Source organism: Mycobacterium numidiamassiliense, from assembly GCF_900157365.1.
In the GTDB taxonomy this organism is placed as follows: domain Bacteria; phylum Actinomycetota; class Actinomycetes; order Mycobacteriales; family Mycobacteriaceae; genus Mycobacterium; species Mycobacterium numidiamassiliense.
In genome coordinates, this window is record NZ_FUEZ01000004.1 from 2,122,811 (window position 1) to 2,138,393 (window position 15,583).

Annotated in this window: 12 protein-coding genes; 7 read left to right on the plus strand and 5 right to left on the minus strand. The window is 67.1% G+C overall.

Annotation, left to right across the window (positions count from 1 at the left end; genetic code table 11):
* Window positions 1–39 precede the first annotated feature (39 nt).
* Window positions 40–711 (plus strand): endonuclease NucS, encoded by a 672-nt coding sequence (gene nucS, locus MNAB215_RS18660; RefSeq protein ID WP_077080132.1) that lies wholly within the window; start codon window positions 40–42, stop codon window positions 709–711.
* 22 nt (window positions 712–733) lie between these two features.
* Entirely contained in the window at window positions 734–1,027 is a 294-nt protein-coding gene (locus MNAB215_RS18665; protein WP_077080133.1) for a hypothetical protein, read from the plus strand.
* Between the two features lie 13 nt (window positions 1,028–1,040).
* Here the strand turns inward: MNAB215_RS18665 and mce are convergent, their stop codons facing one another.
* Complete coding sequence (gene mce, locus MNAB215_RS18670) at window positions 1,041–1,499, minus strand: methylmalonyl-CoA epimerase (RefSeq protein WP_077080134.1); 459 nt, start codon at window positions 1,497–1,499, stop codon at window positions 1,041–1,043.
* Window positions 1,500–1,577: 78 nt separating this feature from the next.
* Between mce and MNAB215_RS18675 the strand changes: the two genes are divergently transcribed.
* Window positions 1,578–2,759, plus strand: coding sequence for an acetyl-CoA C-acetyltransferase (locus MNAB215_RS18675; protein WP_077080135.1), 1,182 nt, complete (start codon window positions 1,578–1,580; stop codon window positions 2,757–2,759).
* A 174-nt stretch (window positions 2,760–2,933) separates the two neighbouring features.
* Window positions 2,934–3,860, plus strand: coding sequence for a thioredoxin family protein (locus tag MNAB215_RS18680; protein ID WP_077080136.1), 927 nt, complete (start codon window positions 2,934–2,936; stop codon window positions 3,858–3,860).
* A gap of 171 nt (window positions 3,861–4,031) precedes the next feature.
* Here MNAB215_RS18680 and glgB read toward each other — a convergent pair whose 3' ends face one another.
* Both glgB and MNAB215_RS18690 read right to left on the minus strand, forming a co-directional pair.
* A complete protein-coding gene (gene glgB, locus MNAB215_RS18685; protein ID WP_077080137.1) occupies window positions 4,032–6,236 on the minus strand; it encodes a 1,4-alpha-glucan branching protein GlgB in 2,205 nt (734 codons plus the stop codon).
* A 24-nt stretch (window positions 6,237–6,260) separates the two neighbouring features.
* Window positions 6,261–8,351, minus strand: coding sequence for an alpha-1,4-glucan--maltose-1-phosphate maltosyltransferase (locus MNAB215_RS18690; RefSeq protein ID WP_217348938.1), 2,091 nt, complete (start codon window positions 8,349–8,351; stop codon window positions 6,261–6,263).
* 299 nt (window positions 8,352–8,650) lie between these two features.
* Between MNAB215_RS18690 and glgP the strand changes: the two genes are divergently transcribed.
* Window positions 8,651–11,272: an alpha-glucan family phosphorylase gene (gene glgP, locus MNAB215_RS18695; protein WP_077080139.1), complete on the plus strand. Its 2,622-nt coding sequence runs from the start codon at window positions 8,651–8,653 to the stop codon at window positions 11,270–11,272.
* On the opposite strand, the gene MNAB215_RS18700 is transcribed toward glgP, so the two are convergent.
* Window positions 11,273–13,270 carry an ATP-dependent DNA helicase gene (locus MNAB215_RS18700; RefSeq protein ID WP_077080140.1) on the minus strand — a complete coding sequence of 666 codons (1,998 nt, stop codon included), beginning with the start codon at window positions 13,268–13,270 and terminating at the stop codon, window positions 11,273–11,275.
* A gap of 32 nt (window positions 13,271–13,302) precedes the next feature.
* A complete protein-coding gene (locus MNAB215_RS18705; protein WP_077080141.1) occupies window positions 13,303–14,610 on the minus strand; it encodes a nicotinate phosphoribosyltransferase in 1,308 nt (435 codons plus the stop codon).
* Between the two features lie 55 nt (window positions 14,611–14,665).
* Between MNAB215_RS18705 and clpS the strand changes: the two genes are divergently transcribed.
* Together clpS and aosR are read left to right on the plus strand one after the other, a co-directional pair.
* A complete protein-coding gene (clpS, locus tag MNAB215_RS18710; protein ID WP_077080142.1) occupies window positions 14,666–14,971 on the plus strand; it encodes an ATP-dependent Clp protease adapter ClpS in 306 nt (101 codons plus the stop codon).
* Window positions 14,972–14,995: 24 nt separating this feature from the next.
* Window positions 14,996–15,574, plus strand: a complete 579-nt coding sequence (aosR, locus tag MNAB215_RS18715; RefSeq protein ID WP_077080143.1) for an oxidative stress transcriptional regulator AosR — start codon at window positions 14,996–14,998, stop codon at window positions 15,572–15,574.
* Window positions 15,575–15,583 lie beyond the last annotated feature (9 nt).

Genomic DNA, 15,583 nt, shown 5'->3' on the forward strand with positions numbered 1-15,583 from the left:
GCCAGCCTAATTCGTCTACGACGCTCTAAGGTGAGTCGGGTGCGTCTAGTGATCGCCCAGTGCACCGTCGACTACGTAGGGCGGCTCACCGCGCATCTGCCGTCGGCGCGCAGGTTGTTGCTGTTCAAGGCCGACGGGTCGGTGAGCGTGCACGCCGACGACCGTGCCTACAAACCGTTGAACTGGATGAGTCCGCCGTGCTGGCTCGCCGAAGACCTCAACGGGCCGGCGCCGATATGGGTGGTCGAGAACAAGGCGGGCGAACAGCTGCGCATCACCGTCGAGGAGATCGAGCACGACTCCAGCCACGACCTGGGTGTCGACCCGGGGTTGGTCAAGGACGGTGTGGAGGCCCACCTGCAGGCACTGCTCGCCGAACACGTCCAGCTGCTGGGTGAGGGATACAGCTTGGTGCGCCGCGAGTACATGACCGCGATCGGGCCCGTCGATCTGCTGTGCCGCGACGAACACGGCGGTTCGGTCGCCGTGGAGATCAAGCGGCGCGGTGAGATCGACGGCGTGGAGCAACTCACCCGCTATCTCGAGTTACTCAACCGCGACAGCGTTCTCGCGCCGGTCAAGGGCGTGTTCGCGGCGCAGCAGATTAAACCGCAGGCACGTACCTTAGCCACCGATCGCGGAATTCGTTGTCTCACACTGGATTACGACAAGATGCGGGGAATGGACAGCGACGAGTACCGGCTGTTCTGATTCGCCCGATTAGACTGGGCGCATGGCTCGGCGCCGCACACCGCCCCGGCAAAGGTCGGCCTCGTTGTCGGGCGTTTTGCATCGGGTGGAAACGGGACCCGACGGCTACGAGTACGAAGTGCGCGCGGTCGCTGGTGCCCGGGCCATCAAGACCTACCGATGCCCGGGCTGCGATCATGAAATCCGTTCCGGCACCGCGCATGTGGTGGTATGGCCGGCCGATTCGCCGCACAGCGGCGTGGACGAGCGGCGGCACTGGCACACACCGTGCTGGGCCAATCGGGCAAGCCGGGGCCCGACCAGGAAATGGTCTTGAGGGCTGGACGCTGTCAGGAAGCCGGCTCGACCAGCTCGATCAGCACCCCGCCTGCGTCCTTGGGGTGGATGAAGTTGATTCGCGAGTTTGCTGTACCGCGCCGGGCTGTCTCGTAGACGAGCCGCACGCCCTGCTCATGAAGCTGGTCGCAGATCGTGTCCAGATCGCTGACCCGGACGGCCATCTGTTGGATGCCCGGTCCGCGCTTGTCCATGAACTTCGCGATCGTCGACGTTTCGTCGAGCGGGGCCATGAGCTGCAGCTGCGCGCTGGTGCCGGGCACGGCGAGCATCGCCTCACGGATGCCCTGATCGTCGTTGACTTCCTCGTGCACCAGGATCATGCCGAGGTGGTCGTGATACCAGGCGATGGAGGCGTCCAGGTCGGTGACCGCGATGCCGACGTGGTCGAGGCCGGTCACCAAAGAGGTAGCCAGGAGGTGACGGGCGTCAACGTGATCGGTCGTCATCACATAAAGGTAACCTGGCGGCAAAGATTGCGCTTCTCGGGGAGGCCGAATTGGCCGCCGGCGCACGTCTAGGAGGTAGTCATGACGACGTCGGTGATCGTTGCTGGAGCGCGGACCCCGATCGGCAAATTGATGGGTTCGCTGAAGGATTTCTCGGCCAGCGATCTGGGTGCCATCGCGATCGCCGGCGCGCTGGAGAAGGCCAACGTCGATGCCTCGCTGGTCGAATACGTGATCATGGGCCAGGTGCTGACCGCGGGCGCGGGCCAGATGCCGGCCCGGCAGGCCGCGGTGGCGGCCGGCATCGGCTGGGACGTCCCGGCGCTGACGATCAACAAGATGTGCCTGTCCGGAATTGACGCCATTGCCCTAGCTGACCAGCTCATTCGTGCCGGAGAGTTCGACGTGGTGGTGGCCGGTGGGCAGGAATCCATGACGAAGGCCCCACACCTGTTGATGGACAGCCGTGCCGGCTACAAGTACGGCGACGTCACGGTGGTGGACCACATGGCCTACGACGGCCTGCACGACGTGTTCACCGACCAGCCGATGGGCGCGCTCACCGAGCAGCGCAACGACGTGGACAAGTTCACCCGCGCCGAGCAGGACGAGTTCGCTGCGCGGTCGCACCAGAAGGCCGCCGCGGCGTGGAAGGACGGGGTTTTCACCGACGAGGTGGTAGCTGTGAACATTCCGCAGCGCAAGGGTGATCCGCTGCAATTCACCCAGGACGAGGGTATCCGCGCAAACACCACCGCGGAGTCGCTGGCCGGCCTCAAGCCCGCGTTTCGCCGCGACGGCACCATCACCGCGGGGTCGGCCTCGCAGATCTCCGATGGCGCCGCCGCGGTGCTGGTGATGAACAAGGAGAAAGCCCAGGAGCTTGGGCTGACCTGGCTCGCTGAGATCGGCGCGCACGGCGTGGTCGCCGGCCCGGACTCGACGCTGCAGTCGCAGCCTGCCAACGCAATCAAGAAGGCACTCGGCCGTGAGGGCATCTCGGTTGACCAACTCGACGTCGTAGAGATCAACGAGGCGTTCGCCGCGGTGGCGCTGGCCTCGACACGTGAGCTGGGCGTCGCCCCCGAGATCGTCAACGTCAACGGCGGTGCGATCGCGGTCGGGCATCCGATCGGCATGTCGGGGGCCAGGATCACGCTGCATGTCGCTCTGGAGCTGGCCCGGCGCGGCTCCGGCTACGGCGTCGCCGCGCTGTGCGGTGCCGGTGGTCAGGGTGATGCGCTGATTTTGCGCGCGGGGTAGCCGGCGCCGTTTCCGTCGGCGTTGCTCACACGCGATGTTCGTGTGCCGTTGTGATTTTGGTCATAAGTCCTGTTTACCGGCCAGTACGGTCGCAATTTGCGCCAGCCCTGCTCCCGCGTAGGCCCGGCGCCACCGGGTGGATCGACGCCCGGCGCGCATGACAAACTTGACGACGTGACGCGTCCGCGATCTTCAATCGGGCCCGCGCTGGCCGCCGGCGCAGTCGACTTGTCCGGCCTCAAGCAGCGAGCCCAGCAGACCCCGTCGGCGGGTGGCCCCGCAGGCGGTGCGTCCCCGCCGGCACCGGGTGCCCCGGGGGTTGTCGAGGTCACCGAGGCGAACTTCGAGAACGACGTCCTGGTCCGGTCCGAAGAGGTGCCGGTCGTGGTGGCGTTGTGGTCGCCGCGCAGCGAGGCATGCATCCAGCTACTCGACACGCTGGCCGGCCTGGCCGCCGAAGACAACGGCGCGTGGTCGCTGGCGACGGTCAACGTCGACGTGGCACCCGGGGTGGCCCAGGCCTTCCGCGTCGACGCGGTCCCGACGGTGGTGGCTTTGGCTGCGGGACAGCCGTTGTCGAGCTTCCAGGGCGTCCAGCCCGGCGATCAACTGCGTCGCTGGCTGGATCAGATTCTCTCGGCCACGGCCGGCAAGCTAACGGGCTCAAGCGGTTCCGCGGAAGCGGTCGAAGTCGACCCGGTGCTGACCGCCGCCCGCCAGCATCTCGAGGACGGCGACTTCGACGCGGCGAAGCAGTCGTATGAGGCGATCTTGGAGACTGATCCGGGCAGCGTCGAGGCCAAGGGCGCGATCCGGCAGATCGACTTTCTCACCCGCGCAACCACGCAGCGCCCCGATGCCGTCGCGGTTGCCGATGCCGCACCCGGGGATATCGAAGCCGCTTTCGCGGCGGCCGATGTGCAAATCCTCAACCAGGATGTAAGCGCGGCATTCGACCGGCTTATCGCGTTGGTGCGCAGCACATCTGGCGATGAACGCACTTCGGTGCGTACCCGGCTGATCGAGCTTTTCGAACTCTTCGATCCGGCCGATCCCGAGGTCGTGGTCGGCCGACGAAATCTCGCCAACGCGCTGTACTAGGCCGGCTCCAGCCACAGGGCGGCGCTTGTGTTGAGGCCGGCTCCAGCCACAGGGCGGCGCTTGTGTTGAGGCCGGCTCCAGCCACAGGGCGGCGCTTGTGTTGAGGCCGGCTCCAGCCACAGGGCGGCGCTTGTGTTTAGGCCGGCTCCAGCCACAGGGCGGCGCTTGTGTTTAGGCCGGCTCCAGCCACAGGGCGGCGTTGGGTGGCAGCACCAGCAGTGCCGAGGCCGGACGCCCATGCCACGGGTCGTCGGTGGCATCGACACCGCCGAGGTTGCCGATTCCGGATCCGTTGTACACGGTGGCGTCGGTATTGAGGACCTCGCGCCAACGGCCGGCGACGGGCAGGCCCACTCGATAGCCGCCGTGCTCGGCTCCGGCGAAGTTGAAGATACAAGCCATGACCGAGCCGTCTTTGCCGTAGCGCAGGAAGCTCAGCACGTTGTTGCCGGAGTCGTTGGCGTCGATCCAGGAATAGCCCTCGGGGGTGGTGTCCTGACTCCACAACGCGGCATGGCCGCGGTAGATGTCGTTGATGTCGCGCACCAGCCGCAGCACGCCGTTGGAGAAACCCTGCTCGTCGAGCTGCCACCAGTCCAGGCCATTCTGTTCTGACCACTCGGCGCGCTGCCCGAACTCCTGGCCCATGAACAGCAATTGCTTACCCGGGTGCGCCCACTGGTAGGCGAGCAGACTGCGCAGCCCGGCCGCCTTGACGTGGTTGTTTCCCGGCATCCGTCCCCACAGTGTGCCCTTGCCGTGCACCACCTCGTCGTGGCTCAGTGGCAGCACATAGTTCTCGCTGAAGGCGTAGAGCATCGAGAACGTCATCTCGTGGTGGTGGAAGCTGCGATACACCGGATCACGGCTGATGTAGTCGAGCGTGTCGTGCATCCAGCCCATGTTCCACTTCATCGAAAAGCCAAGGCCGCCAAGGCTGGTCGGTCGGGTAACCCCTGGCCAGGACGTCGACTCCTCTGCGATGGTGACAATGCCAGGAGCGGCTTTGTGTGCCGTCGCGTTCATCTCCTGCAGGAACTGAACGGCCTCCAGATTTTCCCGTCCGCCATAGATGTTGGGGGTCCAGCCGCCCTCCGGGCGCGAGTAGTCCAGGTACAGCATCGAGGCCACCGCGTCCACCCGCAGGCCGTCGATGTGGTACTCCTCGAGCCAATACAACGCGTTGGCCACCAGGAAGTTTCGCACCTCCCGACGGCCGAAGTCGAATACGTAAGTGCCCCAATCCAACTGCTCGCCGCGTCGCGGATCGGAATGCTCGTAGAGCGGGGTGCCGTCAAACCGGCCCAGTGCCCAGGCGTCCTTCGGGAAGTGTGCGGGTACCCAGTCCACGATGACGCCGATGCCGGCCCGGTGCAGGGCGTCGACCAGGGCCCGGAAGTCGTCGGGGGTGCCGAACCGCGATGTCGGCGCGTAGTAGGACGTCACCTGATATCCCCACGACCCGGCAAAAGGATGCTCGGCCACCGGCAACAGCTCCACATGGGTAAAGCCTTGCTCGACAACGTAATCCGTCAATTCATGGGCAAGCTGGCGATAGCTGAGGCCGGGCCGCCACGAGCCCAGGTGCACCTCGAGGGTGCTCATCGGTTCAAACACGGGGTTGCGCTGCGCGCGCTGGGTCATCCAGTCGCCGTCGGTCCAGACGTAGTTGCTCGATGTCACCCGTGACGCCGTGTGCGGCGGCACCTCGGTCGCGAACGCGAACGGATCGGCTCGTTCGGTGGTGACGCCGTCTGCGCCGTGTACCCGAAACTTGTAGAGGCCATCGGTGGGGAAGCCGGGCCAGAACAATTCCCACACTCCGGTGGAGCCCAGCACCCGCATCGGGGCTTCGTTGCCGTTCCAGCCGTTGAACTCGCCGATCAGGCTGATGCCCTTGGCATTGGGGGCCCAGACGGCGAAGGACACTCCGTCGACGACACCGTCGGCCGTGGTGAACGAGCGAGGATGCGCGCCAAGGACTTCCCAGAGTCGCTCGTGGCGGCCCTCGGAGAACAGGTGCAGGTCGACCTCGCCGAGAGTGGGCAGGAAGCGGTACGCATCGGCCGTGGTGTGCGTGTCCGATCCGTAGGTCACCTCCAGCCGGTAGTCGATGAGGTTGGCGAACGGTAATGCCACTGCGAACAATCCGGTGTCGACATGCGGCATAGGAAACCGGTCGTCGCCGACGATCGCGACGACTTCGGTCGCGTGCGGTTTGAACGCGCGGATGACGGTGTGGTCGCCGTACTCGTGGGCGCCCAGGATGCTGTGCGGATTGTGATGTGTGCCGGCGACCAACCTGGCCAGTTCAGCGGGGTCGGGCGCCAGCTGTGCCCTGGCGAGTTGGTCTGTGCGGCTCTCGGTTTGACTCATGCGTGTTTCCCCTTCCGGGCCCTGTTACCTCCTGCGCAGCAACGTGGGTCGAGATTCTGGTGGTATGAGTGGCATGTTGATGACGTGTGCGACCGCGTGGCCTGGATCGATGCGAACGTAATTCGACTGCCCCCATTGGAATTCGTGGCCGGTTATCTCATCGCGCACCCAAAAGCGCTCGTATGGCTCCATACCCAGTGCGGCCATGTCTAACCACACTGTCGCTTCCTCGGGCCCGAAGGCGTTCAGCGTGACCACCACCAGCACGCAATCGCCGGTGGCCGGGTCGAACTTGCTGTAGGCGAGCAGCGCGTCGTTGTCGACGCCGTGGAAATGAATGGTGCGCAGCTGCTGCAGCGCGGGATGTACTCGGCGAATCGCGTTGAGCTGCTTGATGAACGGCTCGAGCGACCTGCCCTCGGCGACTGCGGCCGCGTAGTCGCGGGGCCGCAGTTCGTACTTCTCGGAGTTGAGGTACTCCTCGCTGCCCTCGCGCACGGCCCGGTGCTCGAACAGCTCGTAACCCGAGTACACGCCCCAGGCCGGACTCATGGTCGCGGCCAGCACCGCGCGGATGGCGAACATGCCCGGCCCGTTGTGCTGCAGTGAGGCGTGCAGGATGTCGGGAGTGTTGACGAACAGGTTCGGCCGACGGAAGTCGGCGAGTGCGGCGATGTCGTTGCCGAACTCGGTGAGCTCCCACTTCGCGGTGCGCCAGGTGAAGTAGCTGTAGGACTGGGTGAAGCCGAGTTTGGCCAGCCCGTACTGGCGGGCCGGCGGCGTGAACGCCTCGGACAGGAAAAGCACGTCGGGATGGGTGTCTTTGACCTGGCCGATCAACCACGCCCAGAAGTCGGGCGGCTTGGTGTGCGGGTTGTCGACGCGAAAGAACTTGATGCCGTGGTCAATCCAGTGCCGGACAACGCGCAGCACTTCGTCGTAGAGCCCCGCGGGATCGTTGTCGAAGTTCAGCGGATAGATGTCCTGATATTTCTTCGGCGGATTCTCCGCGTAAGCGATGGTCCCGTCCGGCAATTCGGTGAACCACTGGCGGTGATCGCGCGCCCACGGATGATCGGGTGCACATTGCAGCGCCAGGTCCAGGGCGACCTCCATACCCAGATCACGCGCCGCTGCCACGAAGTCGTCGAAATCGTCGATGGTGCCCAGGTTCGGATGCACAGCATCGTGGCCACCCTCGTCGCTGCCGATCGCCCACGGGGATCCCACATCCCCGGGGACGGCGGTCGGAGAGTTGTTGCGGCCCTTGCGATGCACCTTGCCGATCGGGTGGATCGGGGGCAGGTACACGACGTCGAATCCCATGTCGGCGATGCGCGGAAGATCCGCGGCCGCCGTGGCGAAGGTGCCGTGCACCGCGTTGCCGTCGGCGTCCCAGCCACCGGTCGAGCGCGGGAACATCTCGTACCACGAGCCGAAGCGGGCCAGCGGCCGATCCACCCAGACACCGAACTGCTCGCCGCGGGTGACGATCTCCCGCAGTGGATAGACGCCGAGCAACTCGTCGATCTCGGGCGCCAGCGCCAATGCGGTGCGCGTCACGGGATCCCCGGGGGTGCGCAAGGCCGCAGCGGCGGCGAGCAGCGGTTGGCGACCGGCCCGCGGCACACCCATGGCGGCGCGATCGAACAAGGCGGCGCCGACCAGCAGGTCGTTGGACAGTTCGGTCTCGCCCTGGCCGGCGTCCAGCTTGGCCACCAGCCCGTGCCGCCAGGTATGAATCGGGTCACCCCACCCGTCGACCCGGAAGGTCCACAGACCGACCCGGTCGGGCGTGAACTGACCGTGGAAGACGTAGGGTTCCAGGCCCATCGTCATGGGCAGCGCCAGCGGCTTGACCCGCTCGGGGGAACTGGTCGCCGGCGCGGACGCCAGCCGTTCGGGCGCCTGCACCGCCTTGATCCGGCGGGTCTCGGTCACCTGCGGATAGTGCGCTCCAAGGTAGCGCACCACCAGGGTCGCCGCGACGGCATCATGGCCTTCGCGCCATACCGCGGCGCTGACCGGGACTACCTCACCGACCACCGCTTTGGCGGGATATGTGCCGCAGGAAACGACAGGCTGGACGTTATCGATCTCGACACGACCGGGCACCACCACTCCGTTTCGTCCGATTGTTTGCGGCCAGACCGCGGTGTGCTGCTTCGCGGATTGCCTCTCGTCTTTCGAAACTTCCTCTTGTGGGGAATTTTCTCAGCGGGGCGGCATCTTTGCGGCCCCAACAACTACCCGGTACCCACCCTAGTGGCTGGCCACACACCGCAGGGCGAACGGCCAGTCTGACTACGCCACCCTTCAATGGCGAACTGCCAGTCTGACCACGCCACCCTTCAATGGCGAACGGCCAGTCCGTCGGCCTGCGAGCCGCGCGATCCTCAGTAAGGTAGGCATGTGTGAAAGCCCTCCGCCGCTTTACCGTCCGTGCTCATCTGCCCGAGCGCCTCGCCGCGTTGGAACAGCTGTCGAAGAATCTGCGGTGGTCTTGGGACACGGCGACGCAGGATCTGTTCGCGGCCATCGATCCGACGCTGTGGGCCAGCTGCGGCAATGACCCGGTGGAATTGCTGGGGGCCGTCAGCCCCGCGCGCCTCGACGAGTTGGCGCTCGACGAGGAGTTCCTGCGCTGGCTCGATGAGCTGGCAGGTGATCTGAACGACTACCTGACCCGTCCTTTGTGGTATCAGCTACAGCAGCAGGCCGGCGTCGCGATGCCCGCAGGGATCGCGTACTTCTCGATGGAGTTCGGCGTCGCCGGGGTGCTGCCCAATTACTCGGGCGGCTTGGGGATCCTCGCCGGTGACCACCTGAAGTCCGCATCGGATCTGGGGGTGCCGCTGATCGCGGTCGGGCTTTACTACCGTTCCGGGTACTTTCGCCAGTCGCTGAGCGCAGAGGGCTGGCAAAACGAGACCTACCCGTCGCTGGATCCGCAGGGTCTGCCCTTGCGACTGCTCACCGATGCCGTCGGCGATCCCGTGCTGGTGCAGCTGTCGCTGCCCGACTCCGCACAGTTGACCGCGCGAATCCTGGTGGCACAGGTGGGTCGGGTGCCGCTGCTGCTGCTGGACTCCGATGTCCCGGAGAACGAGCACGAGCTGCGTAGCGTCACCGACCGGCTCTACGGCGGCGATCAGGAACATCGGATCAAGCAGGAAATCCTGGCTGGCATCGGCGGTGTGCGGGCGATCCGCGCTTTCACCGCCGTCGAGGGCAGGCCGGCGCCCGAGGTGTTCCACATGAACGAGGGGCACGCCGGGTTCCTGGGCGCCGAACGCATTCGCGAGCTGATCACCGACGCGGGATTGGACTTCGATACCGCGCTGACGGTGGTGCGGTCCGGCACGGTGTTCACCACTCACACTCCGGTGGCCGCTGGTATCGACCGGTTCCCGGTCGAGATGGTGCAGGAGTACTTCGACGACCATGCCGACGACGCCCCCGGTGAGCGGACGCCCGTGCTCTTGCCGGGCGTGCCGACCGAGCGGGTCATCGCGCTCGGTGCCGAAGACGATCCGGAGAAGTTCAACATGGCCCACATGGGTCTGCGGCTTGCCCAGCGCGCCAATGGGGTTTCGCTGCTGCACGGCCGGGTCAGCCGGGGGATGTTCAACGAGCTGTGGCCGGGGTTCGACCGCGCCGAGGTGCCGATCGGGTCGATCACCAATGGAGTGCACGCGCGCACCTGGGCGGCGCCGCAGTGGTTGCAGCTGGGCCAGGAGCTGGCTGGGCCGGACGACGCGGCGTTCAGCGATCCGGGTGTCTGGCTGCGGCTGCGCGAGGTCGACCCCGGTCACCTGTGGTGGATTCGCTCGCAACTGCGCGCACTGCTGGTCGACGACGTCCGGCAGCGACTGCGCCGGTCATGGCTGGAACGCGGCGCTTCCGACGCCGAATTAGGTTGGATCGCAACGGCATTCGATCCCGAGGTGCTGACCGTCGGCTTCGCCCGCCGGGTACCCACGTACAAGCGGCTGACGCTGATGCTCAGCGATCCGGATCGGCTCGAACAGCTTCTGCTCAACGAGAAGCGGCCGATCCAGCTGATCGTCGCCGGCAAATCGCACCCGGCCGACGACGGCGGGAAGGCGTTGATCCAGCAGGTGGTGCGGTTCGCCGACCGCCCGGAAGTGCGTCACCGCATCGCCTTTCTGCCCGACTACGACATGTCGATGGCCCGGCTGTTGTACTGGGGCTGCGACGTCTGGCTGAACAACCCGCTGCGGCCGCTGGAGGCTTGCGGTACTTCGGGAATGAAGAGCGCACTCAACGGCGGACTGAACCTGTCCATCCGCGACGGCTGGTGGGACGAGTGGTACGACGGCGAAAACGGTTGGGAGATACCATCTGCCGACGGACTGGCCGATGAAACCCGGCGCGACGAGCTGGAGTCCAGTGCGCTCTACAGCCTGCTGGAACAAGCGGTGACGCCGACGTTCTACGACCGCAACGAACACGGCGTGCCGCCGCGCTGGATTGAGATGGTGCGCCACACCTTGCAGACACTCGGGCCGAAAGTGTTGGCTTCCAGGATGGTTCGCGACTACGTCGAGCAGTACTACTTGCCGGCGGCGGAGTCGCTGCGCCGAACCGTCGCGCCGGCCGATGAGGAGACCGGCGCGTTCGGGGCCGCCCGCGAGCTGGCCGCCTATCGCCGGCGCGTCGGAGAAGCGTGGCCGAAGATCGAGATCACCGACGTCGACAGCACCGGGCTGCCGGATACGCCACTGCTCGGTTCGAAGCTCACCCTGACCGCGACCGTGCGGCTGGCCGGGCTCGCGCCGGACGAGGTCACGGTGCAGGCCGTCGTGGGACGCGTCGACTCCGGCGATGTGCTGCTGGATCCGGTGACCGTCGAAATGTCCTACACGGGGACCGCCGAAGGCGGCAAGCAGGTTTTCTCGACGACGACGCCGTTGCCGGTGGCCGGAGCGGTCGGATACACCGTGCGGATATTGCCCCGGCACCCGATGCTGGCATCCGCCAGCGAACTCGGTCTGGTCGCCCTGGCGGGGTAGTCAGCCGGACGCGCCGTCCGGCGCGGCGCGCAACCGTTCCAGCGCGCCGCGCACCTGGGCCGCGTTGGTGGTCTGCCAGAACGGCGGCAGCGACGCGCGCAGGTAGCCGCCGTAGCCGGCGGTGACCATCCGCGAGTCGAGCACCGCCACCACCCCGCGATCGGAGACGCGGCGCAGCAGCCGTCCGGATCCCTGCGCCAGCAGCAGCGCCGCATGGCTGGCCGCGACGGCCATGAAGCCGTTGCCACCGCGGGCGGCCACCGCGCGCTGGCGCGCGCCCAGCAGCGGATCGTCCGGGCGCGGGAACGGGATGCGGTCGATCAGTACCAGCGACAGCGACGGCCCCGGCACGTCGACGCCCTGCCACAGCGACAGCGTGCCGAACAACGACGTCTGAAGGTCCTCGGTGAATTGCTCGACGAGCGCGGAGGTGCTGTCGTCGCCCTGACACAAGACCGGCGTGGACAGCCGTTCGCGCATGGCCTCGGCCGCGGCCCGGGCCGCCCGCATCGACGAGAACAAACCCAGCGTGCGCCCGCCGGCGGCGGTGATGAGCTCGGTGATCTCGCTGAGCTGCTCGGCCGAGCCGGCGCCGTCACGGCCCGGCGGTGGCAGGGGGGCGGCCACATAGAGGATCCCTGCCTTCGCGTGTTCGAACGGCGATCCGACGTCGAGGCCCCGCCACGGCGGATGCTCGGCGCTGTCGTCCGGGGCGGGCAGACCCCACGACGCGGCCATTGCGTCGAACGACCCACCGATCGTCAGTGTCGCCGACGTCAGCACCGTGGTCGACCGCGCGAACACCTGGGTGCGCAGCAGGCCCGCCACCGACAGCGGCGCCACCCGCAGCACCGGGCGCGGCGATCCCCGGTTGTCCTCGTGGTCGAGCCAGACCACGTCGGTGCGATCGGGGATCGCGGGGACGAACGACGTCAGGATCCGCGAGGCGGTGTCGGATATTTCGCTCAGTGCCGCAGCGGCTTCGGCGCGCGCCGATGCGGCCTTGGCGTCGCTGGTGGTCTCGATCGCTGACCGCGCGGCGCTGGCCGCGTCGCGCAGGGCGGTCAGGTAGGTCGCCAGCTCGTCGTCGAGGTGATCGATGCGTCCCGGTGTGGCGTCGTGGATCGCGGAGGTCAGCGTCGTCGAGGCGGCTTCGAGCCGGTCGGTCAGCTCGGGACTGACCAGCCGGGTGACGCGCCGTGCGGCCACACCGAGGTTGGCCGAGGTCAGCTCGGCGGTGGCCACCGACGTCACCCGATCGGCCAGCTCGTGCGCTTCGTCGACCACAAGCAGCGCGTGTTCGGGCAGCACGGACGATTCGGACACGGCGTCGATGGCCAGCAGGGCGTGATTGGTGACCACGACGTCGGCGGCACCGGCGCGGCCGCGGGCCCGTTCGGAAAAGCACTCCGCGCCAAACGGGCAGCGGGACACACCAAGGCATTCCCGCGCCGAAACGCTGACCTGCGACCAGGACCGGTCCGGCACGCCGGGCTTGAGGTCGTCGCGGTCGCCGGTATCGGTCGTCGACGCCCAGGCGGTCAACCGCTGCACGTCGCGGCCCAATGCGCTGGCCGCCATGGGGTTGAAGAGTTCTTCCTGTGGACGTTCCTCGTCCGCGCCGGAGTCGTCTTCTGCGGCACCGCCGTGAATCTTGTTCAGGCACAAATAGTTTCGTCGCCCCTTGAGCAGGGCGAACTGCGGCGGGCGCGGCAGCGCGGCGGCCAGCGACTCGGCCAGGCGGGGCAGGTCACGGTCGACCAGTTGACGCTGCAGGGCGATGGTCGCGGTGGAGACCACGACCGGCTCGTCGTCGCTGATCGCCCGGACGACGGCGGGAACCAGGTACGCCAGCGACTTGCCGGTGCCGGTGCCGGCCTGCACGACGAGGTGCTCGCCGGTGTCGAATGCCTGCGCGACCGCGTTGGCCATCTGCAGCTGGCCGCTGCGTTCGGTGCCGCCGAGCGCGGCCACCGCGATGGCCAGCAGCTCGGGCATGGACGCGGACACGTCGTCGACGGTAGTGGAGGTCAGGCGGGGATTTGTGTTGTCGGGATCGCCGGCTCGCCGTGTGCGAGTTTCAGTCCCTCCCATGGCAGGCTGCGCAGCCCGGACGCCACCAACGTCCGCGCGGCGGCCAGGCTGGTGTCGGCCACCACCTCGCCGCCCCGGATCAGCGGGATGGTCAGCGCCCGGAACGGCTCGGTGGTGTCGGGCGCACGGCCGGCCGGATACACGACCTCCTCGGTGATCGTGCCGGTCGAGCGGAACCGCCGCTGCGCCTCTTTGCCACCGCCCCGGGATTGCTTGTGGCTGCTGCGCTTCTCCACCGGCATGCCGTCCACCTCGACCAGCTTGTAGACCATGCCCGCGGTCGGCGCGCCCGAGCCGGTGACCAGCGACGTGCCCACGCCGTAGCTGTCCACCGGCTCGGCACGCAACGCTGCGATGGAGAACTCGTCGAGATCGCCGGACACCACGATCCGGGTCGTGGTCGCGCCCAGCTGGTCGAGCTGCTGGCGTGTCTGACGCGCCAGCACGCCTAGCTCGCCGGAGTCGATGCGCACCGCGCCGAGCGCCACCCCCGCGGCGGCCACGGCGTTGGCCACGCCGATCGTCACGTCGTAGGTGTCCACCAGCAGCGTGGTGCCCGTGCCCAGCGCGTCGACCTGCGCACGAAATGCGGCAAGCTCAGCGGACTCCGGCGATGTGTCCGGGTGACAGTGCAGCATCGTGAACGCGTGGGCGGCGGTTCCCTCGGTGGGGATGCCGTATCGGCGCTGCGCCTCGAGGTTGGACGATGCGGCGAATCCAGCGAGGTAGGCGGCGCGGGCGGCGGCGACAGCCGCGTGCTCATGCGTGCGTCGCGATCCCATCTCGATCAGTCGGCGCGCGTCTGCCGCGCTGACCATTCGGGCCGCCGCCGACGCGATCGCCGTGTCGTGGTTGAAGATCGACAGCGCCAGCGTCTCGAGCACCACGCATTCGGCGAAGCTGCCGCGCACCGAAAGCACCGGGGAGCCGGGGAAATACAGCTCACCCTCGGCGTAGCCGTCGATATCGCCGCCGAACCGGAAATCGGCGAGGTAGCGCACCGTGGGCGGGTCGAGGAACTCTTCCAGCAATCGGCACGCGTCGTCGTCGAACCTGAACTGCGGCAACGCTTCCAGCAGGCGCCCGGTTCCGGCGACCACACCGTAACGGCGTCCCGGGGGCAGCCGGCGGGCGAACAACTCGAACGTGCTGCGGCGATCGGCGGTGCCGTCGCGCAGCGCCGCGGCCAGCATCGTCAACTCGTACTTGTCGGTCAGCAGCCCGGCCAGAAGCGGCTCGTTCATCCCGCAACGGTAACGGCTGCCAGCGGGGCGGCCGGGTCTCGGTATCCTAGAGCCCATGGTTGTTGCGTCAGCGCCTACCAAGCCGGGAACCACCGGGCAGCGCGAGGCCACTCCAGTCGGCGTCACCGCGAGTCCCTGGGTGACCATCGTGTGGGACGACCCGGTCAACCTGATGACCTACGTGACATATGTGCTCCAGAAGCTGTTCGGCTACGACGAGCCGCAGGCCACCAAGCTGATGTTGCAGGTGCACAACGAAGGCAAGGCAGTGGTGTCGGCCGGGAGCCGGGAGTCCATGGAAGTCGACGTGTCCAAGCTGCATGCCGCCGGGTTGTGGGCGACGATGCAGCAGGACCGCTGAGATTCAAGGACATCCGGGTTCCCTGTGCGCAAGTGGAAGCGCGTCGAGACCGCCGACGGTCCCCGTTTTCGGTCCGCCCTGGCGGCACACGAGGCGGCCCTGCTCCGCAACCTCGTCACCGCGATGATCGGCTTGCTCGATGAGCGCGAATCTTCTTCTCCCTCAGACGAACTCGAAGAGATCACCGGCATCAAGACCGGAAACTCGGACGCGCCGAACGATCCGACGTTGCGCCGGCTGCTACCGGATTTCTACAAACCCGACGACGGAGATCCGCTGGGCGACACGGTCGACAGTCTCAACGCCGCATTGCGCAGCCTGCACGAACCGCAGATAATCGACGCCAAACGTGTTGCCGCACAACAGCTATTGGACACGATTCCGGAAAACGGTGGTCGCTTCGAGCTGACCGAGGAAGCCGCGAACGCGTGGATCTCGTCGGTCAACGACATTCGGCTGACCCTCGGCGTGATGCTCGACATCGGCCAGGACGGCCCTGACCGATTGCCCGATAACCATCCGCTGGCCACCCACCTGGACGTGTATCAGTGGCTGACCGTCCTGCAGGAATACCTGGTCCTGGTGCTGATGGGGCGCCAATGATCCTTTTGG